Raw genomic sequence first — 24575 nt, 5'->3', positions numbered from 1 at the left:
AATCCAACCCCGGTGTTCAGCATGTCATTATGCCCCATTCGATCATTCCGTCCCCTTGACCCAGAGTACGACTTTCTCATCTTTCGTTGGCGTCTTGGCGTCGTTGAACAGAAGCCAACGCGCCAACGGCGCGCCGCTCAAGCCGTCGGGCGTCCAACGACGCGCGAGGGTGTACGATGCGCCGACAAAGTCGGGAGCCGGCGGCGTCGGGGTTTGAGCCAGCGGTTGGATCACAGCATCGGTGTCCACCGCAGTCGTAGGCGAGGTCACCAGGCGCACGCGCTGGAAGTTGCGTACGTACCAGCGGGCCACATCGCTGGTCGGACTCTCAACCACATCCACCTGAAAACGGTACTCGTCGCCATAACGATGAGCCGAACGGTTGACCAGCGTGTCGGCCAGCGCGCGGCTGTCAGTCGTGGTGGCCGTTTGGTAAGCAAGCACGACCTGGCGCGGCAGCTCGGCCTGATTCAGCGCCCACAAATGCCCCACCTGCGCCGCGCCAAGCACGATGAGCCAGAAGACGGCGGCAATGCCGGCGGTGGCGCGCACGCCAATCCAGAATCCGCTCAACACATACAGAACCAGCACCAGTCCGACGAGGACCAACGCGGCAATCAGGTATTGATTCTGGCCGGCTTGCGTCCAACTCGCCAGGTACAGGGTGAATGTGACGATAAGGACCAGGCTGGAGAGCAGGACGATCCATTCTTCAGCCCAGCGCGGCCCAGCTTTGACGGCCATCAGCAGCCAATCAAACGCCTGGGCGGCAAGGAGCGCCAGCGGCACGGCCATGACCATCCCATCCGCAGGCTGGCGGCCCAGCAGGGCCAGCAGCAGGGCCAATCCTCCCCAAAGGGCGGCGGTCTTGACGGGCCAGGTCAGCTGGCGTCTGAAGTCGGCGTTGGAGGCCCAAAAAGCAAGCGCCAGCAATGCGCCAAAAAGAATGACCGGCTCGTCAAGCAGCAGGCGCAGCAGGGGCCACCAGAACGGCGGCGCATCGGCCGCTGGCGTGAGATGCGCCAGCCATTGGCCAATCACATCCGCGGCGGCGCCCAGACCCGGCCAAAAAGTCAAGAGAAGCGTCGAGCCGAGGACGAAAACGAGGAGGGTAGGCACAGCGGCCAATCGCGCCAGGCGACGCAAAGACGCAGAAAAATCGCGGGTCTCGCCCGGCGCAAACCAGGCCAGGCCTAGGGCAAGCGCCAGGACGCCGGTCACGCCGCCGCTGGCGCTGCTCACGGCTGCCGCGACGCCCGCGCCGGCCCACGCGCCCCAGGTCTGATCGCCGGCCAGGGTGCGCGTCACCGCCACCAGGGCCAACAGCGCGGCCAGCATCGCCAGGCTGTGTCCGTCCACCGTACGCGAGAACAGGACAGCCGTGGGCGACAGCGCCAGAAGGAGCGCGCTGCCGAGCGCGGCGCGGCGCCCCATTTCGTGACGCAGCCCATAGGGCGCCAAGACAAGAAGCACACCGGCAAGCGCCGGCAGCAACCGCGCCCACGCGTCGCCGCCCAGGGTGAGCAAGAAAAGCACATGGTTCAGCGACAGCAGAAGGGGACTGACGCCGCTGATCATGCCAACTGGCTCGCCCTGCGCCAGCTGCCAGGCGGCAAGGGCTTGATGCGCTTCAACCGGCGTCAGCGGATAGAGGCCCAAATTGAAAAGCCTGACCACCAAGGCCAGCAGGAGCACACCCCCATACGCCGCCCGCTCCACGGTCAACCAGGCAACCCAGGTTGGCTCTGATCTGGAAATAAACAGTGATTGCTTAATCATTTGCCATCCACAAATCTGACACAAATCAACATGCAGGGAAAAGCCACTATGGATTGAAACCGCCCACGACAGGCGCCGCCACGGCCGCGCCAATGGGCGGCGGTTGGGCGACAACCGGGCCGCGCCGCCGGTAGATGCGCACGCCCTCCTGATCGTAGACCAGGTCGAGCGCGCGGTCCAGTCGCGTCAGCACGGCCGGCTGCAAACGGTACTTGTTGCGCTCAAGTTGGCCGACCACGATGTAATCCACGCCCCAGCGGTTCAACAGACTGTCGAGTTCATTGGCGGTAGCCGTGCGATAGATCGCCTCGATGGCTTCAGTTCGCCCCTGGGCCATGTCGCCGTAGGCGCGACCGCGCCACTGCGCCTCGTGTCCATCCCAGCCGAGCAGGGTCGGGATGCCGGTGCTCATGGAGTAGCGCCCGGCGCCGTCACGATCATAAGAGCCGCCGCTGGCCTCCAAGACCACGCGCGCGTCGGTGGCGTTACGATTGAGCCACTGAATCGCGGCGTAGTCGCCCGCGTTGTACTGGCGCAAGTAAGCCAGGCCATCCAGCGTCGGGGTGTGCGCAAAACGTCCGGCCTTGCTGTAACCAGCGGCCACGGGATAGTAGAGGCCGGTCAGGGTCAAGAGACCGATCAGCGTCAGCGCAACGCCGCGCAGCGGGGTCAAAGTCCGCTGCTGCCACAGGCTGGCGACGATGAACGCGGTCGCCAACGCCAGCAAAGTCCAGCCCTGGTAATAGAACTTGAAAACCGTGTTCATGCGCGTGCCAAAGTTGTCCTTGAGGTAAACGAACTCCGGCGCAAAAGTCAGCAGCAGAGCCAATCCGACCAGGAGCAGCGCGAAGGTGGAGGCCAACGGTCGCCCCGCATCCTGGGATGGCGCGGCGGCGGGCGCTTCACGACGCGCGCTGATCTGCACGCCCAACAGGCCAGCCAGCCAGGCGATGAACGCAGCCAGGAACAGGAACGTCCACGGGTTCGCCAGGCGCAGACGCAGCACCAAGCCGAGCAGGCTGCTGACGCTGGCGCCGCCGGTCTGCGCCTGCACCGCCGGGTTAGCCAGGACCTCTTGCACGAACGCCTGAAAGGATGGGACGATACGAGCCAGGAGGAGCATGAGCAGCACCAAAGCTGCGGGCAAACCCAACGTCCACGGCAGCCAGGCCAGGCTGCGGCGCAGCACCACGGATGCGGCAGCCTGCACCGTCAAGATGATAGCATAAGCCAGGGCGGCCACCAGGAAAGGCGCAAAAATGACCACGTATTGGCTCAAGCGCGTGGGAAAGAGCAGATTGGGTAACAGGCCGCCGGCTTGCGACTGAAAACCGAGGTAGAAGGGCAGGTAGAGCACGACGCCGGCCACGGCGAGCAGCACGCCGAGCGCCAGGCTGCGCCCAATGACCATGCCGGTCGCCCCGCCGCGCCGCTGCGCGAGGGCGACGCCGAATGCCATTACAGTCAACCCAAGGTAGATGGGAAAGTCCCAGGTGTTGAGAAAGCTCAAACCCCCCAATGCCAGCGCGTAGAGGAAGATGCCCAGACCGCCCAGTGGAAAGAGGCCCTGTAGAGATTGCAGATTGAAGATCGAAGCGCGAAGAGCGCCGGGCGTCGCGCCGCCGGTTTCGCCGGTCTCGCCATTCTCTTGACCAGCGGCCTGCGCGGCGCTGAGCATCAGGTTGAGAGCAAAGGCAACCGCCATAATGACAAAGGGCAACGCCAGCACATGGGGGTGCATGTCGCCCAGGATGAAACTGAAGTTCGGGAATTCGTCAATCACTTCAATCGTGTTGCCGGCCAGGTCACGGTCATGAATGACGCGCGAGGCATGCCACCACCACCAATACTCGCCCACGAACCATTGGCCGGTTGGCGCGTTGTCGGTCATTTCTTTGATGTCCAGCGCCCTGATCGTCTCCGCAGGCAGCACGCGGTTATGGTAGGCAAACTCCAGGATGCCCTGCTGATTGCCCATGACCACGACGAAGATGGCCGCCAGCAAGCCGGAGAGCACGCTGGCGCGCAGCGAGCGTGGGCTGGTGGATGGCAACAGCGCCACGAGGTTGAAGCCGACGCTGAACGCGGCCAACGCCACGAGGGCAAACCAGGTAGCCAGGCCGACATTGAAGCTAAAAGCAGGCGTCAGACCGCTGAGCTGTGTCAGCACGGCCAGCATGACATAGCCAAAGTAGTAATAACTGATGCTGTAGCCGGAGAGCCAGGCGTCCAGCGGGGGAAAGCGCTCACTGCGCAGCACGCTGTTGAGGAACATCAGCTCCATCGGCTTTTCGGTCGCGGAGATGGCGGGATCGAACGCGCGGTAATAGGCCAGGATGGCGAGCGCCGCGGCAAAGAGCACCTCCGTGATGAGAATCAAGCGGCCGTGCTGACGCAGCCAATCCATCAATTCCAGGTGACTGCCATCACGCCACAGCAGCCAGGCCGACGCCCCGGCGACAATCAAGAGCGCCAGCGCAATGCCGCCCAGGCTGTTGCGCAAGAAACCGAAACTGGCCCCCAACCACGCCAGGTAGGTGACGAGCATCAACCCGAACGGCTTCGCCAGCGCGTAGCCTCGATCCGGCAGCCGGCGGCAAAGATGCCACGTCAGCGGCAGCGCGGCCAGGGCGATCAGTTGTAGAACCATCCAAAATGAAAATACAGCAACCATGATACCCCACTATGGGCTTCCGAAGCCTGCGACCATAGACTTCCGAAGTCTCGCCGACTTCGGAAGTTTGCAGCTCATCTTAGCGCAGCGCGGCGGCCACAGCCAGCATGTCCTGCGGGCTGAGGGACTGGCTCAGGATTTCGATCATCACATCACCCTGCTGCCAAACAAGTTCACGCACGACCGGGCTTTTGTTTTCCTGCCGCAGGGTGAGCAGCAGACCGGCGCGGCCATTGACCTGGACTTCCTGCGTGGACACAACATCCACCGAGTCGAAGCGCAGGGTGCGAATGCGCCCCGCGTCGCCTAGCGCGACGCCAAACTGGCGCAGGGTCAGGTCAAACGCCAGCGACTGCGCGGCGGCCGCCCGGTAATCGGTTTCGATGTACAATGGCTCTGGAAACCAATCAGGCATCCCATCGTACGACACCGCCACAATGCTGCGCAGCGTGTAGCTAGCCGGCAGCCAGCCTGGTTCCAACAAGGGATAGGGCACGCGGCCGCGCGCAACGTCTAAACTAGCCAGGGTTTCTGCACGCGCGCCGGCCGATTGTTGACCCGCCGGCTGACTGTCAGGCGAAACATTGACCTGCACCTGGCGCGCAGTCCCATCGCCCAGGTTGAGGGTGGCAATGAGCGCGGCCATCGCGCGCTGACCTGGCGTGGTGAAAAGCATGACCGCCAACATGACCAACGCCAGCGCCCCGGCTATCCTGAGATAGGGTATCCGCGGCCAGGAAAGACGCGCCAGCGGACCTATCGGCCGACCGAATGGCGACGAATTTGGCGCCAGCGTGAGCCGTCGCACGCGCTGGCTGAGCGCAAGCGACGGCGGCGGCAGCGAGGCTGCCAGGGCGTGCAGTTGACCCGCCGTGAAAAGCAGCGACTCGAGGTCGTCGCCACTCGCATGAGGAACACCTTCGGGCGCTGGGGCGGGGCGGCGGTCGCGGAGCGCCTGCGTGCCTTCCAGGTCATCCCCGGCTGCGGCTGGAACATCGTGGGGCGCAGGGACTCCATTCTCCCACGCTGCTTCCAGCGCTTCGGCTGCATCCCATTCATCATCGCTGATCGGTACTGTAGAATATCTCATATCATTGCATAGCGGCGCGCAGCTTACGCAGGGCGCGGAAAACAATAACACCAACGTTACTGGGAGTCAAGCCCGTGGCTTCGGCCACCTGTACGTTGCTCAGCCCGGCCACGAACTTCAGGTCTAGAATTTCTTGCTCTCGCAGCGGCAGCGTCAGCAGCGCCTGCAGCATCACCTGTCCCTGCTGCTGCCGAACAATCACCTCATCAGGCTCAAGGCCAGGCGCCGGCAGAGCCGCCAAAAAATCAAAGTCCACTGCCACCGTGCCCCGATTGGCCCGGCGGCGGAAGTGCTGCGCCAGTTCGTTATGGGCAATACGAAACAACCACCCTGGGAACGCCGCCACGTTGCGCAGTTGATGGCGCTTGGCAAAGGCCTGTGCAAAGGTAGCCGCAGTCAGTTCTTCGGCCAACGTCTCATCCCCTACCCGCACACGGAGGTAGTTGAGCACGCGCGGCAGGAATTCCTGGTACAGCGCCCCGAACTGGTCACGCTCAAGTGGTCCGGATGGTTCAGACAGTGCTCAGTGGCTCCCCGCGGTCTAATAGATGCGATCAGACCGCTGACATTACGGATTGAGGGTCGGCGCCATGTAAATGGTCACAGCCTGGTTGCGATAGGGCACGTTCAGCAGCCCCTGCTGGGCCATTTGCTCGAACTTGGCAATTCCCTCCGGCGGGTAGACCGTGCGCTCCAGTTGGCCAATGTAGATATAGCGCACGGCCATTTTTTGCATGAGCTGCTGCGCGCGGCTGATGTCGGCTGTGCTGAAGAATTCGCGCGCATCGGCTTCGCGCTGACCTACCTGGAAGCTGTAGCGCTGCTCGCCCTGGTGCGCACCAAGCAGACTGGGCAGGCCAGTAAAGCTGGCGACGCGCATACCGCCTTCGCGATAGTAGTCAATGCGTCCCTCGGCCACCACGGGATTGCCCTTGACATTGTCTAGCAGCCAGTGAATGGCATCGTAATCGTACTGCAGGGTGATCGGGTTGTTCTGGTCGGGCCAGGTGTAGACGCCGACGGTCATAAAGGCCATGCCGTCCAAGGTGCCAATGGCCGGACGCGCGCCGGGAAAACGGTCATCCACGCGCCGCGGGGTGCCCAGCAGGGGAAAGACCAGCGATGCAAACAGCAGCACCGTAAAGAGGCTGGTCCAGACCACGCGCCAGCCGCGGCTGAAGCGCTGGCTGAGGGCCGCCCACACCGTCGGCAGCGCGGCCGCTGCGCCCAATCCGAGCAAGACCCACACCTGGGTGTAGAATTTGAACAGGGTATTCATGCGGTAGAAGTCACCCACGGTGCTGCCGTCGGCCGAACAGCCGCACAGGAAGTCCTTCAGGAAGACGAATTCGACGCCGATGGCGACGAGCAAGCCGGTAAAGAGCAAGAGAACCGTGAAGGTGCGCTCTGGCGTGGCATCACGGCGGAACAAGAGCACGCCGGCGGCGAGTAAGGGCAGCAGAAGCAGCGCCGGCACCCAATAGCCGAGCAGCGCCAGGAGCACCGCGGCCGCCATCACCAGCGCAACGAAGAGCCGTCCAGCGACGTACGCCGGCGCGGCCTGCTTGACCAGGGCGGCGTGCAGTGTGGCGACGCGCGGCGCCAGGTCCCACTGATCGGCGATCAGCTGCAGCCAGCGCACCAGCGCCGGCGAGCGCGCCGCGGGCCCGGTCTGCTCGCGCTCGCGACGGCGCAGCTCCACAATCAAAGCGGTGACCGCGAGGAAGGCGAAGAAGCCCCAAATCTGCAGCCACTTACCTAAGTCGGTTTTGCCCTTGACCAGGCCGATGCCGCTGCTGCCGACGGCTTCGTAGTGCTGGAAGAAAGGCTGGTAAAGGCCGTAGGCCAGGACGCCAACCACAGCCGCGAACGCCAGCACCAGCCAGACGCGAATGCGCCCGGTGGCGCGGAAATCACGAATGAGGAAGGCCAGGATGGCGACGCCGAGATAGGTGGGCAGATCCCACGTATTGATGGCCGCCAGCGCGCCGATCGTCAACGGGATGAAGATGAACGACAGGAAGGAGCCGGCCACATCGCCGCTCAGCCCCGCGCCGTAACCGGCCACCAGGTTCAAGGCCAGCGCCAGGAAGAGGATGGTAAACGGCATCCCCATCATGTGTGGGTGCAGATCGGCGAAGAGGAAGCTCCAGAATGGAAACTCGTTGATGGTGCCGGGCAGGATACGGCTTGGCGCCCACCAATCGAAGGCCGGCAGCGGTGTGCGGGCGCTGATGACATGAGCCGCGCCAGACAGGGCGCGCACGAAGGTCTGCAAGCCTGGAATCTGGCTTTGGAACGGCGTCTGTGATTGATCCGCCAGGCGCCGCAGCACCTGGCCCAGCGCATCCAGGTTGCCGAGGACGGTGACAAAGAGGCTGCCAAGCAAGCCAGCGCCAATGCCTTGCCGCCAGAACGGCCCGCGCGGACTGCCTGGCGTCGCCGCGGCCGGCGCTAGATTGTACACCAGCGAGAAGGCGCCGGCTGCCGTGGCCGCAAACAACGTGGGAACGGCCAGGTTGAAGGCGACCGACGGCGCGATGCCGGTCAGTTTGATCAGCATGCCAACCAGGAAATAGCCGTAGTAGTAGTAGTTGATGTAACCGCCGGCGTAATAGGGATCGAGCGGCGGCATCCAGGCGCTGCGCGCAGTAGCGTTGAGGAAAGCGAACTCCATGAATTTCTCGCCGCCTTGCCACGGCTGCCAGAGATCCGGATTGAGCAGGCGAATCGCCACGAAGAACAGGAACGCGGCCCCAAACACGAGCTCACTGGTCAGCAGCAAACCGCGATGGGCGCGCGCAAAGGCGGCCATCTCACCACGGTTGCGCCGCCACAGGGCCAGGGAGAGCAGGGCAATCAGGACAAAAGCGACGCCGATGGTTAGCAGATTATTGCCGACGACCGGCAGGTGTAGGCTGGCCACGATCCAAACCAACCAGCCGGCCAGCAGCCAGCCAAGCAGGCGCGCCATCAAGTAGCCGCGGTCACGCAAATGCCGAAAAACGGCGAAAGCCAGCGGCCAGGAAATGAGCTGAATGAGCATCAGCGCCAGCCACCAGACGACAATCGCGATGGGGGTTGAATTCGTCGCCAGGCTGTTCCAGCGCAAATCATAGGGCGCAGGCAGGGCCTCGGTCGGGCGATCGAGCAGCAGGGTCTTGCCGCTGGCGCCTTCGGCCTTGGGCGCGGCCGGCTGTGATGCGGCGCGACCAGCCAGGCGATCCCAGAGCTGAGTCAACGCCGATTTGCCGCCCGTGAAACCGGGGACGGCGCCTTCCCAACTGTTGCCCAACCTGGCCTGCCAATCGGCGTCGCTCAGGGTCGCCACCTTCTTGAAAACGATCGGCTTGGGATGATCGTAGACCGTGAAACTTTCATCGGCGTTGTCGTCGTTGAACTCCAGCGGGCCGAGCCGCGGTCGCGAGGGAAACTCCTGCACCAATTCGAAGCCCAGCTGCCCGCTGAAGAGCAGATCGTAGTAGCGCGTGGTCATGGGATAGCGCTGCGGCAGGCGCGGGATGGAGCGGTAGAGGCGGTTCGTCGCCAGGATGATGTAATCGGCCTCGTTGACCATGCGCTTGATGGTCTCGAATTTGGCCGGCGTATCCTCCTCATAGTTGGGCAGATCATTGACGCGATAACCAAACGCGCCGCGGAAATAGCCGGCCGGCTTCTGCAAGTCCTTCGGCAGCGTGTCGTCCCAGTGCTCCGCCAGGATGACGCTGTTGTGCGGCACGTTCTCGTAAATCCAACGCGAAGCCGTGATCCAGCTGTGTTCATGGCCGTAAACGCCGTTGACGAACGCCAGCGCCCAGACTGCTGTCCCGATGAGCACCACCAGCGCCAGGGCCGGCGCGGCCCAAGTCCACCAGGGGCGTCTGCGGGCCGGAAGGCTGGAGGAATCACTGAGGGCCGACTCACCGGCTGGCAAGCCGGCGGAGTCAAGGTCGGAATCCGCGGGTGGGGCCATGGCGCGGGGCTGCCGGCCGCGCCAGATGCGTTCGAGCAGCGCCGCGCCCATCAAACCGAAGAAGGGCAGCAGGGGCAGCATGTAGCGCATGAACTTCACCATGAACATGCCGGTCAGCGCGAAGTAGGGTACGCACCAGGCCAACATGACCCACTCGGCCGGGCTGGCGCGGCCCAGGAGCGCGCGGCCGATCACCCAGGCCAGGCCAATGAAGGCGAGCACGCCCAACGGCCAGCCCATCCCCCAACGCACCTGCTGTTCGATGTTGTAAATAAAGGGCAAGGTGCCCCGATACTGACGCGTATACGGGAAATCGGCATCCCCACGCACCATCGCGCCCTGCTCGTCAATCACGGAAATGCGGTAGTTGGTCCAGTCAATCACCGCAAAAGGCGAGGTGAGGGCAAAAACAATGACCGCCATGGAGAGGGCAATCAAGGCCAGGCCGATCGCCTGGGTGAGCTGATTGGAAGTGCTTGTGCCTTCCGCGTCGTCCCGCGGGCTGGACGCATGCCGGCGGCGCGCCGCGGTGACCAACCAGAAGCGCGCGGCCGCGCCCACGACGAGGGCGGCCAGGATGGGGATCGCACTGAACTTACTGGAAACAGCCGCGCCGGCCATGGCCCCGGCCAGCAGCGACGCGCTCAGATTCCCATCCTGCGCCATGCGCACCGCGCCGTAGACCGCGCCCACGATGAAGAACGCGGCCACCGGATCGAACGCGTAGAAATGGCTGAGCTGAATGGCCGTGACGGTGAGGGCGGCAAAGGATGCGCCCAACAGGCCCACGCGGCTGCTGTAGACGCGGCGGCCGATCAGGTAGATCAGGTAGACCGAACCGGTGTCGAACAGCGCAGACAGCACACGGCCCAGGAGATTCAACCCATCGTAGGTATTGGCCGCCACCAGCCAGCGCAGCAGCTCGCCCTGTAAACCGAGGCCAGCCAGCGCCTGGCCGACGGCATGGGCCAACGCCGCCATGACCGTCAGGATGTATAAGGGCAGATGGCCGTAGGCAAAGTGGCGCACCGCGTTCTGCTGCGGGTTCCAGAGCGGGTTGAAAGGCGACTGCCGCGGATCGAGCGCCTGCGTGAGGCTGTGCGGCATGTGCATGTCGCCGGCCACCATCACGATCCAACGCTCGTCGGGGTGCGCGTGCTGATAATCGTCCCAGTTGTTGTTGTACAGCCGCAACGCCAGGGCGATGGCTAGAATGGCCAGCAGCAAAAAAATCCGGGGGGTGTTCCGAGTTCGACGTCCGTTTTCCTGGGTTGAAGTTGTCGCAGACAACGGTCACTCCTCGTTGTGGGAAAATTGACAGGATTTACAGGATGTTTGGCTTTTCATGCCGATTGGCCTTATCAAATTTTACCAGGTCACCGATCACAGCACGATGCCTTGCTGATCAACATGCTGGTGCAACGGCATGGCCCGGTAGATCGGCAAGTCCCATGTGATTAGATCATACACAAAAACCGACAAAACAACATCATAGTCTAACTCAACATCATATAAACAATCGCGCAGAGATTCCCTGACATCACGCGTCAGTCCGGCCGGGGCAAGGATGAACAAATCATAATCAGATTCCGGCTTTGCATCACCACGCGCGCGGCTGCCGAACAGGATGACTTGTGCCCCTGGCACACTGCGAGCCACCGTGGCCTTGATGTCGGTCATCAAGGCCACATCAAGGAACGGCGCCGACATGTCTTCCAGTCTTTGCATGATCTATTCTCCAATCATGGCTCCCTGCCACGATCCCACCGGAACCAAACAGGACGATCTTAGCCACGAATTGCACGAATTAAACGAATTGATCCTTCTGCTTTCGTGTCATTCGTGGCAGGACAATCCTTGCTTTTTGTGCAAGTGAGACTAATCCTCATCCAGCTTCAACACGGACATGAAAGCATCTTGCGGGATCTCAACCTGCCCCACCATCTTCATACGGCGCTTGCCTTCCTTTTGCTTCTCGAGCAGCTTGCGCTTGCGCGTGATGTCGCCGCCGTAGCATTTGGAGAGCACGTCCTTGCGATAGGCCTTCACGTTGGCCCGACTGATGATCTTTTTGCCCAACGCGGCCTGAATCGGCACCTCGTACTGCTGGCGCGGGATGACTTCCTTCATCTTGCTGACCAGCCGCTGCCCTTTTTGGAAGGCCTGGTCACGGTGCACGATGACTGACAACGCGTCCACCGGAATGTCGTTGATGAGCACATCCAGGCGCACCATATCGGCCACCCGGTAATCGTCGAAGGCATAGTCCATGCTGGCATAGCCACGCGTGCGCGCCTTGAGATCGTTGTAGAAGTTCACCAGAATTTCAACCAGGGGGATGTGGTAGGTGAGCAGCACGCGGCGCTCGTCCAGGTATTCTTGATTCACGAACTCGCCGCGGCGCTTGGTTGCCAGGTCCATCACCTGGCCGATGTATTCCACCGGTGTAAAAACCGTGATCTTCATCCACGGTTCGCGAATCTCTGTGATTTCGCTTTCGGGCGGCAGTTCCACCGGGTTGTCCACCAAAAGCTCGGCGCCGTTCGTCTTGGTCACCCGGTACTCTACGCTCGGCGCAGTAAACAGCACATCGAGGTCATATTCACGCTCCAGGCGCTCCTGGATGATTTCCATGTGGAAGAGGCCGAGAAAGCCGCAGCGAAAACCAAAACCCAGGGCCTGGCTGCTCTCCGGTTCGAAGATCAGCGAGGCGTCATTGAGCTGCAGTTTTTCTAGCGCATCGCGCAGCAGGGCATAGTCCTCCCCCCGCGTCGGGTACAGCCCGGCAAACACCATCGGCTTGGATGGTTCATAGCCGGGCAGGGGCGCTTCCGCGCTGTGCAGCCAGGTGGTCAAGGTGTCGCCCACGCGGCAGTCGCGCACCGACTTGAGGCCAGTCGCAATGTAGCCAACTTCGCCGGCTGACAGTTCGCCGGTTGGGATCATGCCGGGGCCAAAGATGCCCACATCCAACGGCTCCACCCGCAGACCACTCGACATCACCTTGAGGTTCGGCCCCAGGCTGTACGAACCATCGAAGACACGCACGTAGGCCACCACGCCCTTGTACGCGTCGTAATGGCTGTCGAATACCAGGGCGCGCAGCGGCGCGGCGGCGTTGCCTTTGGGCGGCGGCACATGCTTGACCACCGATTCCAGCACCGCAGTCACGTTCAAGCCTTCTTTGGCCGAGATACGAATGACATCATCAATCGGCGTGCCGATCAGCTCGCCGATTTCGTGCGCCACCTCGTCCGGTCGCGCCGCCAGCATGTCAATCTTGTTGACCACGGGGATGATCTCCAGGTCATGCTCCAGCGCCAGGTACAGATTGGCCAGCGTCTGCGCCTCGATGCCCTGGCTGGCGTCCACGACGAGCACCGCGCCCTCACAGGCCGTCAGCGCGCGCGACACCTCGTAGGAGAAGTCCACATGGCCGGGCGTGTCAATCAGGTTGATTTCGTACGTTTGGCCGCTGCTGGCTGTGTAACTCATGCGCACCGCCGAGGCCTTGATGGTGACGCCCTTCTCGCGTTCCAGGTCCATCGTATCCAGCATCTGATCGGTCATGTCGCGATCAGAGACCGTTCCGGTCAGCTGCAGCAGGCGGTCGGCCAGGGTGCTCTTCCCGTGGTCCACATGCGCCACGATGCAGAAATTGCGTATCAGCGATTGATCCATAGTGGTAGATTCTACACGAGAAAGCGGAAAAAGTGCAATTGGAGAGTAGAGATTGGAGATGGGAGACCAGAGACCGGAGATTGCGGTGGGAGAAATTTGTGGGCATGGGCCTATGGCCTACGACCGGCGCAGCACTCCCCTCCCGATCTCTGGTCTCTGATCTCCGAGATCCGCCCAACAAAAAGCGGCCCATCAGTGCGACAGACCGCCTTTTGTTTTCGTCACGTCAGGTAACGGGGGCGCCCTGCATCAAGCCGTCGAATGAATTCGAGGCGAATGGGCGTCCCGCCACCAGGACTTCGGCGAGCAGCATTGCGTCCACGCAGGTGAACGCCCGGCGGTACGCCCATCAGGCGCGATTTCATTCGCTCAGACCGCGCGGCGGCGCCAGGCCACCGCGCCAGCCGCCAGCAGCAGGGTCAGCGCGGCCGCCAGCATGCCGTAGGGCAGCGTGGGTGTCGCCGTGTTGACGCTGCTCAACTGCACAGCCGTGGGCGTCGGCGGCTCGCAGACGATAGGCGTGTAGTTGACCGCGAAGTCGTCTACATAGATGCCATCGGCCACCACGCCGGAATCTGAGGTCACACGCACGCGCAGGGCCGCGTTAGCCTGATTGTCCAGCACGGGTGCATTGACCGAGCTTTGCATCCAGCTCTGGGAGACGCCATTGAAGCGAGCCAGGTAGGACGGATTCCAGGTCGTGCCGCCGTCGGTTGAGTACTCCAGGTAAGCATAGTCATAACCGGCTTCGAGGGCGTACGTGTACCAGCCAGAGACCGAGATGTTCGTCTTGCCGGTCAGGTTCAGGTTCGGCGACTTGAGCCAGGCATTCATGTTGCTGGGGTAAACGCCGCCCGGGCTATCGGTCCAGGAGTGCGTGGGGCTGTACGACAGGTTCGTCACCTGCGCCCAGGTGTTGAGGGTGCCGCCTGTGGTCCAGCCGTTGACGCCGTTCTCGAAATTATCGAAGAAGAGGGCCGTGGGCGGCTGCAGGCTGCCAGCCAACATGGTGAAGTTGATCGTGTACGGGCCCTGGTCGGACGTGACCGCCAACTGGAAGTTGAGCAGGGTGCCGCAGACCAGCGTATCTGCCAGCGAGATGACGTACGCCGTGGTGTTATTTGCATTGCCGCCGGCCGCGATGTTCGGATAGGCCGAGGTGTTCTGCGAGATCGTCACGCCGGACGTCGAAGTCGAAAGCACGGCGTTGATGCCGGTGCTGGTGGCGGCGCCGTTGTTCGTCAGGTTGACGCGCAGTTGCAGGTTCACTTCACCCGGCTCCGGCACGCTGTTGCCATTGCCGCCGCTGACGGTGGAGGCATTGTAGGCCAGGTTTGGCACCGGCACGAGGCCGATGTCAGTCACCGTGGTACCGCCAGCCCCGACCGTGCGACCCGTGGCCGTCACCGCGGTTGGATAACCAGGCAGCAGCGGGCCAGCCGTGATGTCGTAGGTGCCAGGAAGCACATTAGCGCTGTAGTTGCCTGCGCCGTCGGTGACCACGGTCATCGTCTCGGCGCCAACCAGGTTGACCGGTGCGCCGGGGATGCCGGCATTGGTCACGGTGTTATAGACGCGACCGCTGAGCGTGCCCAGGGACTGTCCGCAAGAGGGGAACTTGAACGAGCCGATGCGCGTGTTCCAGTTGTTGCCGTTGGCGGCCAGGTACTCGCCCGCGAACCAGAAGGTGCAATCATCGGCCGGGTCCATGGTCAGCGAGAAGTAGTCGCCCCAGCGGCTGATGCCGGTTTGTGAACCGGTGCCATTGATGAGGACCGCTTCGTTCTGCGGCAGTTGCCCCAGGGACTCGCCGACGCGGCGGCCAGCGTAACGCAGCGCAGGGTACATCGTGCTGCTGGAAACGCTGTAGCCCACAGCGGCGTTGCCATCCTTGTCCACCGCGATGCTGGGCATCCAGCGATGGCGGCCATCATTCAAGGCGTAGGTGCCGGTCTGATAAACGTTAGTTGCGCCGCCAGGTGCGCGCACTTCATACCAGCGTACGGCGGCTTTGCCCGCCACGTCCACCGTGTGTGAAGCCCACAACGATTCGTAAGAGCCCATGTTGCGGTACTGCAACAGGTTCATCAGGCGGAAGCTGAGGGTATCGAGCAGGCGCGCGGTCCCTTGCTGCGGCACCTGATAGGTAACCGGTTCGAAGGCGGTCACCGGCAACAGGGTCGGCCCAGTGAAGGTGGAGTTGGCTGGTGTGGTCCAGTCTACATGGAACTTCCACATCTTGAGCAGGTCAGGCGCCGTGGCGGAAAGGAGGTAGTTCGGCGCGCCTGCCGGCGGCGCGGTGGCGCCATGATAATTGGACGGCAGCAGCGCATCACAAGTGGAGTCGGTGCAGGTGTCGAAGTGTACTTCCTGCAGGGCGCCGCCGGTGATCATCTGGCTGCGGTTCAAGGCCCATACACGTACGCCAAAGCCGGTGCCAATCTGGTCGAACATATTGGCGGTCATGTACCAGCCGTCGGACCAGACGCTCATCTTGGGATAGTCATTGAGGTAAGACGTGAAGATGCCGGTATCCGCGCGCAGCGAGTAGAAGTACCAGCCGCCTGCGACCGGATCGCTGGTTTGGGATACGGCGATGCACTGATAGTACGGGCCAGTGGCGCCAGACCAGGCAAAGTCGGTGACGACCCAGCGACTAACCGTCTGATCGTACAAGATCTGGATATCGCCCTGGTTGTTGGCGTCGCAGGGTACGCCCACAGACGCAGGGAAGAAGTTGTTGAAGGTCACCGCACTGATCAAGGCGCCAGTGGTCTTGTTATAGATGCCGACCGAGGTGTTGACGCCCTCGACGTAGTGATTGGGGCCGATGGCGCCGTTCACGTCGGGCGGCCAGCCGGCGCCGTTCGCGCTATAGCTCATCGCACCGAAGTTCATGATCGGGTTTGGCATCTGCCCGGCGCCAGGCGTAGTCTGCGCGTTGGGATCGAGAACCGAAGCCCAACCGGCAGCCGCTCGCTCAGATGGCGTCAAGCGTAGGGGAAACAGTTGGTTTGGCGCGGTCTTGCCGGCGTTGCCCTGGGGCAGGTCGCGCATGTCGCCATTCCAAACGGTGGGGTAAACAGCCTCGCTGGTGAACGGACCATAAATGGGGGAAGAGGCAGCCGGGCGCGACGGTGCGCTCGCCTGCACACCAGACACGACTACTCCCAGGAGCAACCCCAGGATAGCCAGCACATTGAGAAGACGTCTGTTTGGCATGTGAACTCCTTCCAAGCCTGAAAAGAAACAGAGAGGTGTGGGGGAAATCGGGCGGCAATCGTGGGTCGCAGTATAGGACAATTACGCCGATGCGTCAACTTCAAAGCAGCCTTCGCAAGGGGATGCCGCCCCTCGCAGGGCTGCGACTGGTCAGCGCACTCAAAGTCACGCAGCGTCGGCTCCGGCTGGTGCCGTGATGTCCACGCAGCCCTGCGAGGGTTGGTCGTGCGGGGCCAACCTTGCGAAGGCCCGCCCGGTAACGCTGTTGCGCCGCGGGGCGAGATGTCGGCTTGCCCTGCGATGCGCCGTGCAGCCAGCCTTCGCAAGGGGATGCCCCCGCGCAGGGCTGCGGCCGGTCAGCGCACTCAAAGTCACGCAGCGTCGGCTCCGGCTGGCGTCGTGATGTCCACGTATCCCTGCGAGGGTTGGTCGTGCGGGGCCAACCTTGCGAAGGCCCGCCCGGTAACGCGGCTGCGCCGCGGGGCGAGATTTCGGCTTGCCCGGCGATGCGCCGTGCAGCCAGCCTTCGCAAGGGGATGCCCCCGCGCAGGGCTGCGACCGGAGGACGCACTCAGAGGCGCGCAACGTCGCCACACGCCGACGGACTGATGTCCACAAATCCCTGCGAGGGTTGGTCGCCACAGAACCAACCAACCTTGCGAAGGCCCGCCGTGTAAGGAGCAAAAGCCGAAAAGGGTGATCTTGGCTTGCCCGATGATCTGTCGTCCAGCCAGCCTTCGCAAGGGGAGGTCGCCCCCTCGCAGGGCTGCGACCGGTCAGCGCACTCAAAGTCACGCAGCGCCGTCGCCGGCTCGCGTCGTGATGTCCACGTATCCCTGCGAGGGTTGGTCGTGCGGGGCCAACCTTGCGAAGGCCCGCCCGGTAACGCTGCTGCGCCGCGGGGCGAGATTTCGGCTTGCCCGGCGATGCGCCGTGCAGCCAGCCTTCGCAAGGGGGCGCCGCCCCTCGCAGGGCTGCGGCCGGACAACGCACTCAGAGGCACGCGACGTCGCCACACGCCGACGGACTGATGTCCACAAATCCCTGCGAGGGTTGGTCGCCACAGAACCAACCAACCTTGCGAAGGCCCGACGTGTAAGGAGCAAGAGCCAAAGAGGGCGATTTCGGCTTGCCCAACGTAGCGTGGAGCAGCCAGCCTTCGCAAGGGGATGCCCCCTCGCTTTCGGGGGTAGGTTTTTCATGGCGGCACCTCCGGACAGGGTGCCAGTACAGCTTGTGTCGGTGAAAGTGGCGCCGGCCACGGTTCCGGTAAAAGTTGTCGTGGCAGGTGAAGTGCTTGGCGTGCGATGGCCTCGACCAAGAGCCAGAGGCGACCCAAGCGGTGGAGGCGGATACGACGCACAGGTTTGTGGTCAAGCAAGGCCTGCAGGTCGGGCAGGTCTGGGTCGTCAAGGTTGGTCCGGCATTCGAGCTCGGTGCCAACACTGACCATCCAAAGGGTGGCGACCGCCAGGGCGAGCCAGAGGCGTGCGGCACGCTCGGGATGGTGCATGCGGGTCAACTGCCATTGCCAGCCGCCGCGCTTGTTGCACTTGAAGCCTTGCTCACACCAGGAGCGCAGGCCATACCAGGTAACGGACGACTGGGTCGGTGAGAGATCGGTGAGAACAAACCAGGGGTCCTCGTTGGCTTCGCTCCACCAGGCAAGCAGCGTACATTCCAGGCGGCTGGCGGGATGTTTGAAGCAACTACCGCGGCCCTGCCACTGGTGGCCGACAGTACCAATCAAGTCTTTGAGCCAGTACCAGTGCGCACGGCCTTGGGGCCGAAACTTCGAGCCATTGTTGATGCGCAGGAAGGGATGCCAGTGCAGTCGTACAATCCGACGATAGAGCCAGCCCGCATACAAGCCCCGATCCGCCAGGACAATCACCGTCCACTCTGGGGGCACGGCCGGGCGCAACAAGCGCAGCAGGCGCAGCCATTCCTTGCGCCATGCGCCTTTGGCGCCAGCCGGCAAGACCGTCCAGGCCACAGGAATCCCACACCCGCGGTAGACCACGCTCACGGCCAGAACCACAAATCGATCCCCCAGGCTCGTGGCATCCAGGGTCAAGGCCAACTGCGTGCCCACCCACAAGCGGATGATCCACTGCAGCAGCGCCAACTGGCAGGTGCTGAGGACCAGTTCTTGCCGCTGCTTCCCGCCCTTGTCTTTGGCATCCAGGCACCATTCATACAGCCGTTGCTCCACCGTGGCCACTTTCTGTCCGCTCAGCAGACCGAGAAAGGTTGCCACCGTGTAGCGCCCACAACTGCCCGTCATCGCGATCCCAAAACTCCACCACGCCAGCACCCGGGCCTGACTTACTGATAACTGAGGCAGATTACTTGACACGCATGTCGTCCACTGCAACAATGATTCTGAGCGAGACATCTGTGACCTCCAGTATGATAGGTTGTTTGGTAAACTCTATCTTACACGAAGTCACGCTGTTTCGCTCACTCTTCTCAAAAAAACCTACCCCCGAAAGATGCCCCCTCGCAGGGCTGCGACCGGAGGACGCACTCAGAGGCGCGCAACGTCGCCACACGCCGACGGACTGATGTCCACAAATCCCTGCGAGGGTTGGTCGCCACAGAACCAACCAACCTTGCGAAGGCCCGCCGTGTAAGGAGCAAAAGCCGAAAAGGGTGATCTTGGCTTGCCCGATGATCTGTCGTCCAGCCAGCCTTCGCAAGGGGAGGTCGCCCCCAGGGCTGCGACTGGTCAGCGCACTCAAAGTCACGCAGCGTCGGCTCCGGCTGGCGCCGTGATGTCCACGCAGCCCTGCGAGGGTTGGTCGTGCGGGGCCAACCTTGCGAAGGCCCGCCCGGTAACGCTGCTGCGCCGCGGGGCGAGATTTCGGCTTGCCCTGCGATGCGCCGTGCAGCCAGCCTTCGCAAGGGGGTGCCGCCCCTCGCAGGGCTGCGACAAGACCCAGCGGTCGCAGTTGGCAATTGGTCAAAAAAACCGGATGGATCGTGGGACCCATCCGGTTCTTTGATTGATCGCCGCGTCCACGGCGGTCAGACAAGGTGGAAAATAGAGTAAGTGGGCCTCAAGCTTCCTTCTTGATCAGTCACGCTCTCTGCTTTCTGCCCCTATCTCACGAAATTACCGTCTCCGCCGCCGCGCCACATACGCTGCAGCCAGCGCCAGGCCGGACGCCAGCGGTAGAGCGACGAGCGGGATCGCCGTGGCAAACGGCGCTGGCGACTCGGGGCGCGCGGCCACACTGCTTAAGGTTACGCCAGTGGGCACGCCCTCGCACGCGTAGACATTGACGTCGTCCACGTACCAGCCGAAGAGGCCGCCGCAGCCGTCCATGCCCATGTCATAGCGCAGTTGAATCGTGTTGCCGGGCGCAACGCCGGCCGCCAGCAGGTTGATCTGCGACTGGCCCCAGCTGCCGGAGACGCTGCCGCCGTCGCTGCCGGTGAAGGCGCGCTGACTGGCCAGCGGGTTCGTGTTGCCCTGTCCCGCCGTGTACAAGGTTGTGTTGGGGACATTGAAGGTGTACGCAGCCTGTGGAACTAACGTGAAGGCTCCGCCGTTGACGCTGATCTTGAGGTTGCCGCCATCATAGCGGAACTCGGTCGCGACCCAATGGTTGAAGCTCAAGCGCGGCGTGACGATGCCGGCCGGGATCTGAATGACCGGGCTGGTCATCTGCATGACGCCCGAGTTATCGCCGGCGGCGCCAGAGCAGTTGCCGGTGTTGGGATCGGCGCCGAAAGCAGCCAGTCCGCCGCTGCCCGGCGAGGGGGTGGGCGGCGTCGCAGCAGTCCAGTCAATCGGCGTGATGTAGGGGAAGTTGTGGCTGAGCGTCCAGGCGCCGATGCCGTTGGTGAAGGGATCGTTCCAGATCGTGTTGACCGGACCGCCGCTGCACAGCGCGGGCGCGTTGGGGTTGAGCAACGGCTGGAAGTTGCACTGAGTAGGCGGCGTAGTGAGCTGTGTCGCCGCCGTGGCATCAGCCACCTCGATGCAGTCGGCCGCCGTGATGATCTGGCCGGAGGGCGTCGGAGTGGCATTGCTGGTGCTGAGCGCGTTCAGGTTCACGCCCAACAGGTCGGTGCACGACTGCGCCAGCGCGCTCGCCAGGTCAGGGAAGCCTGAGGCCGGCCCCAGGTAGGTGGACTGCGCGCGCCAGAAGATATGCGCCGCCTTGGTCAGGCCCAGGCCGGTGACGGTCTGGGCGTTATAGGTGCCGCCGTCAACCAGCAACGCATACGTATGGTTGGGCACACCGGAGTTGGTATGCACGCCGCCGCCGTCGGCGGTGCTGCAGGTGTAACTGGCTGAAGATACCCGGCCGGGGTCGCCATAGCACTCAGGCCGCCATAGGTCGCGAATCGCGCCGCCGAAGGCTGTCGAATCCTCGCCCATCAGCCAGCGATAGGTCACGTCCGTGCTGGGGGTGCCGGCGCCCAAGGTTGAACAGGCGCTGCCGTCAGAGGCGCGCGGGCCGCCGGGGGTGTCGCTGCCGCGGCCGTTGATCAGGTCCACCGTCTCACCCCAGATGTCGGAGTAGGACTCGTTCATGGCGCCGGGCTGCCAGGCGTAGATGAGGTTGCTGGTGTATTCAGTGTAGGCGTGGCCCCACTCGTGCGAGACAACGTCGTCGGAGGTGACGCCGGTGCAGTAGTTGGTGCTGGTGCCGTTCCAGTTGGCGTTGGGGCAGGAAATGCCGGGGTCGTTGTTGACCGTGCGCATCATCGCGCCGGCGTTGTTGTAGGAATCCCGGCCTGCCATGCTGCCGAACAGGTTGTAGCTCTCCTTGGAGCCCGATGCCTCATTGTTCCAGTCAATGATCTGCTGCGCGGTGCCGCCGGCCCATCCGCCCGGGATCGGATCCGGATCGGGCGGGTTGGTCCACACCACGTTGGCCAGGCTGGTCTCGGAAAGCTGACGGGAAAGAGCCGTGGGAGATGTGTCGCCATTCTCGATGCCGTTGATTCGATCTACGATGGCGCCGGTGTGGGCGTCAACGTAGACGAACTCGCGAATCGTGCTGCCATTGCCGACTTCGACTTCGTAAACCAGGTGGTCGGCGCCGTTAGGCGTGTCTTGCAGCAGCCCTTCGCGGTAAACCAGGAGACGGGAGTTCAGCACCCGCACGTCTCCGGTCACGGCCGCGACAGCGGTCGCATCGGCGCTGCTGGCAGAGATCGTTGGCGTCGTGCTGATCTTGATGCCGGGGACGATGGCGCCGTTGGCCGCGGTCAGCTTGCCATTGGCGTCCAGGTGCGTCTTGAGGAAGCTGCCGAAGACTGGCACGCCGTTCTGCACTTGATTGTAGGAGAAGTGCGTGGCGCCATACCCATCGGTCTGGCGGCCCGTGGGCAGCAACTGAGCGTAGATGTCAGTCAGGCCAAAGGCCGCGCCGAAATCGGTGAGGAAAGCCATGGACTTGGCCTCCGGCGCCTGGCCGCTGCCAGTGGGCATCAAATCGCCGCCTTTGGAGACGCGGATGAAGCTGGCCATGCCCGTGGCTGCACGATAGCTGACGATGACGTCGCCGTCGGCGCCCTGGGTCAGCCGTTGAATGGCCGAAGCGACTGATTCAGGCCCCGCCGGAGCTGCAGGTTGACTAGACCGCGAGGGCGAGTTGTTCTGTGCGGTCTGGGCCTGGGCAACCACGGTCGCGGCCAGCAGAGTGAGCATGACCAGAAAGATGAGCACCACAGGGAATCTGTTGCGTTGCATGATCGGATACTCCTTGCGCATACATTGTAATGGGACGACAGACTATCTATCGAGGAGCGGCGGTGGTGGACGCAGGCGGAGACCGTCTACTGAAAACGCGATTCGATGCTGCCTATCCATCACCTTACGACGGCTGCTGATTGGTTTGACAGAGAAAAACGATGTGCAGTGTCACCTCCTCTCCGTTTGGTTGACCGTGTTTCCAAGCCGAGACGCGCCGCCGGTCTGAGCCAGCGTCAAGCTGCCGGCAATCGCGGCTGACAGGAGCGGCCCCAGTCGCTAACATACGAAAGACACGTGGCGCGTACATGCGTATGTTTGTCTAAATCAAGGGTTCTCGCTGGGAAACGCCCTGGATAAAAGGGCGGCCTACCAAAACCAAGATAGGAATAGGATAGTTACGGGGAACAGAGATGGCGAACGAGTACCTAAGGATACAGTAGCAACGGTTAGCGCATCAAGATGTGGTGAAAATTCCAGTGTGCTTCCAAGCATAGCCGTTGCCTCGCGGCTGCGACCGGTCAGCGCACTCAAAGTCACGCAGCGCCGTCTCCGGCTGGCGCCGTGATGTCCACGTATCCCTGCGAGGGTTGGTCGCGCGGGGCCAACCTTGCGAAGGCTCGCCCGGTAACGCGGCTGCGCCGCGAGGCGAGATTTCGGCTTGCCCGGGGATGTGCGGCGCAGCCAACCTTCGCAAGGGGGCGCCGCCCCCTCGCAGGGCTGCGACCGGTCAGCGCACTCAAAGTCACGCAGCGTCGGCTCCGGCTGGCGTCGTGATGTCCACGCAGCCCTGCGAGGGTTGGTCGCGCGGGGCCAACCTTGCGAAGGCTCGCCCGGTAACGCGGCTGCGCCGCGGGGCGAGATTTCGGCTTGCCCGGGGATGTGCGGCGCAGCCAGCCTTCGCAAGGGGACGTCGCCCCCTCGCAGGGCTGCGACCGGTCAGCGCACTCAAAGTCACGCAGCGCCGTCTCCGGCTGGCGTCGTGATGTCCACGCAGCCCTGCGAGGGTTGGTCGCGCGGGGCCAACCTTGCGAAGGCTCGCCCGGTAACGCGGCTGCGCCGCGAGGCGAGATTTCGGCTTGCCCGGCGATGCGCCGTGCAGCCAGCCTTCGCAAGGGGACGCCGCCCCCTCGCAGGGCTGCGACCGGTCAGCGCACTCAAAGTCACGCAGCGCCGTCTCCGGCTGGCGTCGTGATGTCCACGTATCCCTGCGAGGGTTGGTCGTGCGGGGCCAACCTTGCGAAGGCGCGCCCGGTAACGCGGCTGCGCCGCGGGGCGAGATTTCGGCTTGCCCGGCGATGCGCCGTGCAGCCAGCCTTCGCAAGGGGACGTCGCCCCCTCGCAGGGCTGCGACCGGTCAGCGCACTCAAAGTCACGCAGCGTCGGCTCCGGCTGGCGCCGTGATGTCCACGCATCCCTGCGAGGGTTGGTCACCACAGAACCAACCAACCTTGCGAAGGCCGGCCGTGTAAGGCTGTTGCGTCGCAGTGGGAGATTTCGGCTTGCCCGGCGATGCGCCGTGCAGCCAGCCTTCGCAAGGGGATGCCGCCTCCTCAGGCCGTTTCGATGGCCTCCAGCGCCTGCAGCCCCAACTCAGCGATGGCCATCTCGCGCATGACGTTCTTGCGAACCTTACCCGTGGCCGTGGACGGGAAGTCGCTCACGAAACGAATGTAGCGCGGAATCTTGTAGTTGGCAATCTGGCCGCGGCAGAAGCTGCGAATCTCCTCGACCGTGGCCGATTCACCCGCGCGCAGTTGAATCCACGCCATGACTTCCTCTCCGTATTTCAGATCTGGCACGCCGATGACCTGCACCTGCGCGATTTTTGGATGGGTGTCGAGGAAGTCTTCGATCTCGCGCGGGTAGATGTTCTCGCCGCCGCGAATGATCATGTCGCGCATGCGTCCGGTGATGTGATAGTACCCGTCACGATCTATCATCGCCAGGTCGCCGGTGTGCAGCCAGCCGTCGGCATCAATGGCGTCGGCCGTCGCGTCTGGCATGGCAAAGTAGCCCGGCATCACCATCGGGCTGCGCGTCCATAATTCACCGTAGCCGCCGACCGCCACATCCTGGCGGCTCACCGGGTCAACCAGGCGGACTTCGACCCCGGGCAGGGGTTTGCCCACGGTGGTGATGCGCCGCACCGGAGGATCGGTCACACGCGTCTGCGTCACAATCGGGCTGGCTTCGGTCAAGCCGTACGCGATGGTCAGCTCACGCACGCCCATCTCTGCCACCACCCGTCGGGTCAGCGCGATGGGGCAAGGACTGCCGGCCATGATGCCGGTGCGCAGGGACGTCAGGTCAAACGATGACAGGCGCGCGTCGCTCAACTCGGCGATGAACATAGCCGGCACGCCATAGAGGGCGGTGCACCGTTCCTGCTCGATGGCGCGCAAGGTGTTGAACGCGTCGAAGTAATCTCCGGGCACAATCA

General features: G+C 63.2%; 11 protein-coding genes. All 11 read right to left on the bottom strand.

Annotation, left to right across the window (positions count from 1 at the left end; genetic code table 11):
- Positions 1–42 precede the first annotated feature (42 nt).
- Positions 43–1779 (bottom strand): hypothetical protein, encoded by a 1737-nt coding sequence (locus ACPQ6D_RS17895; protein WP_423225716.1) that lies wholly within the window; start codon positions 1777–1779, stop codon positions 43–45.
- A gap of 46 nt (positions 1780–1825) precedes the next feature.
- Positions 1826–4453, bottom strand: coding sequence for a DUF2298 domain-containing protein (locus tag ACPQ6D_RS17890; RefSeq protein WP_423225715.1), 2628 nt, complete (start codon positions 4451–4453; stop codon positions 1826–1828).
- A 79-nt stretch (positions 4454–4532) separates the two neighbouring features.
- On the bottom strand, positions 4533–5543 hold the full coding sequence (locus ACPQ6D_RS17885) for a hypothetical protein (protein WP_423225714.1): 1011 nt from the start codon (positions 5541–5543) through the stop codon (positions 4533–4535).
- Position 5544: 1 nt separating this feature from the next.
- A complete protein-coding gene (locus ACPQ6D_RS17880) occupies positions 5545–6018 on the bottom strand; it encodes an RNA polymerase sigma factor (protein WP_423225741.1) in 474 nt (157 codons plus the stop codon).
- 93 nt (positions 6019–6111) lie between these two features.
- A complete protein-coding gene (locus tag ACPQ6D_RS17875; RefSeq protein ID WP_423225713.1) occupies positions 6112–10806 on the bottom strand; it encodes a DUF2298 domain-containing protein in 4695 nt (1564 codons plus the stop codon).
- A gap of 93 nt (positions 10807–10899) precedes the next feature.
- The gene (locus ACPQ6D_RS17870; protein ID WP_423225712.1) at positions 10900–11244 is read right to left on the bottom strand and encodes a nucleotidyltransferase domain-containing protein; all 345 of its coding nucleotides are present in this window, start codon (positions 11242–11244) and stop codon (positions 10900–10902) included.
- 150 nt (positions 11245–11394) lie between these two features.
- A complete protein-coding gene (lepA, locus tag ACPQ6D_RS17865) occupies positions 11395–13197 on the bottom strand; it encodes a translation elongation factor 4 (protein ID WP_423225711.1) in 1803 nt (600 codons plus the stop codon).
- 369 nt (positions 13198–13566) lie between these two features.
- Positions 13567–16419 carry a hypothetical protein gene (locus ACPQ6D_RS17860; RefSeq protein WP_423225710.1) on the bottom strand — a complete coding sequence of 951 codons (2853 nt, stop codon included), beginning with the start codon at positions 16417–16419 and terminating at the stop codon, positions 13567–13569.
- Positions 16420–17617: 1198 nt separating this feature from the next.
- Positions 17618–18706, bottom strand: a complete 1089-nt coding sequence (locus ACPQ6D_RS17855) for a transposase (protein ID WP_423222339.1) — start codon at positions 18704–18706, stop codon at positions 17618–17620.
- An 831-nt stretch (positions 18707–19537) separates the two neighbouring features.
- The gene (locus ACPQ6D_RS17850) at positions 19538–22132 is read right to left on the bottom strand and encodes a M4 family metallopeptidase (RefSeq protein WP_423225709.1); all 2595 of its coding nucleotides are present in this window, start codon (positions 22130–22132) and stop codon (positions 19538–19540) included.
- A gap of 1553 nt (positions 22133–23685) precedes the next feature.
- The coding region (locus tag ACPQ6D_RS17845; protein WP_423225708.1) for an AMP-binding protein at positions 23686–24575 on the bottom strand (890 nt) is incomplete at its 5' end.

It is taken from the genome of Candidatus Amarolinea aalborgensis (assembly GCF_900491745.1).
GTDB lineage: Bacteria > Chloroflexota > Anaerolineae > SSC4 > Amarolineaceae > Amarolinea > Amarolinea aalborgensis.
The sequence above is the reverse complement of the archived record's forward strand: the minus strand, read 5'-3'. Positions and strand labels throughout refer to the sequence as shown.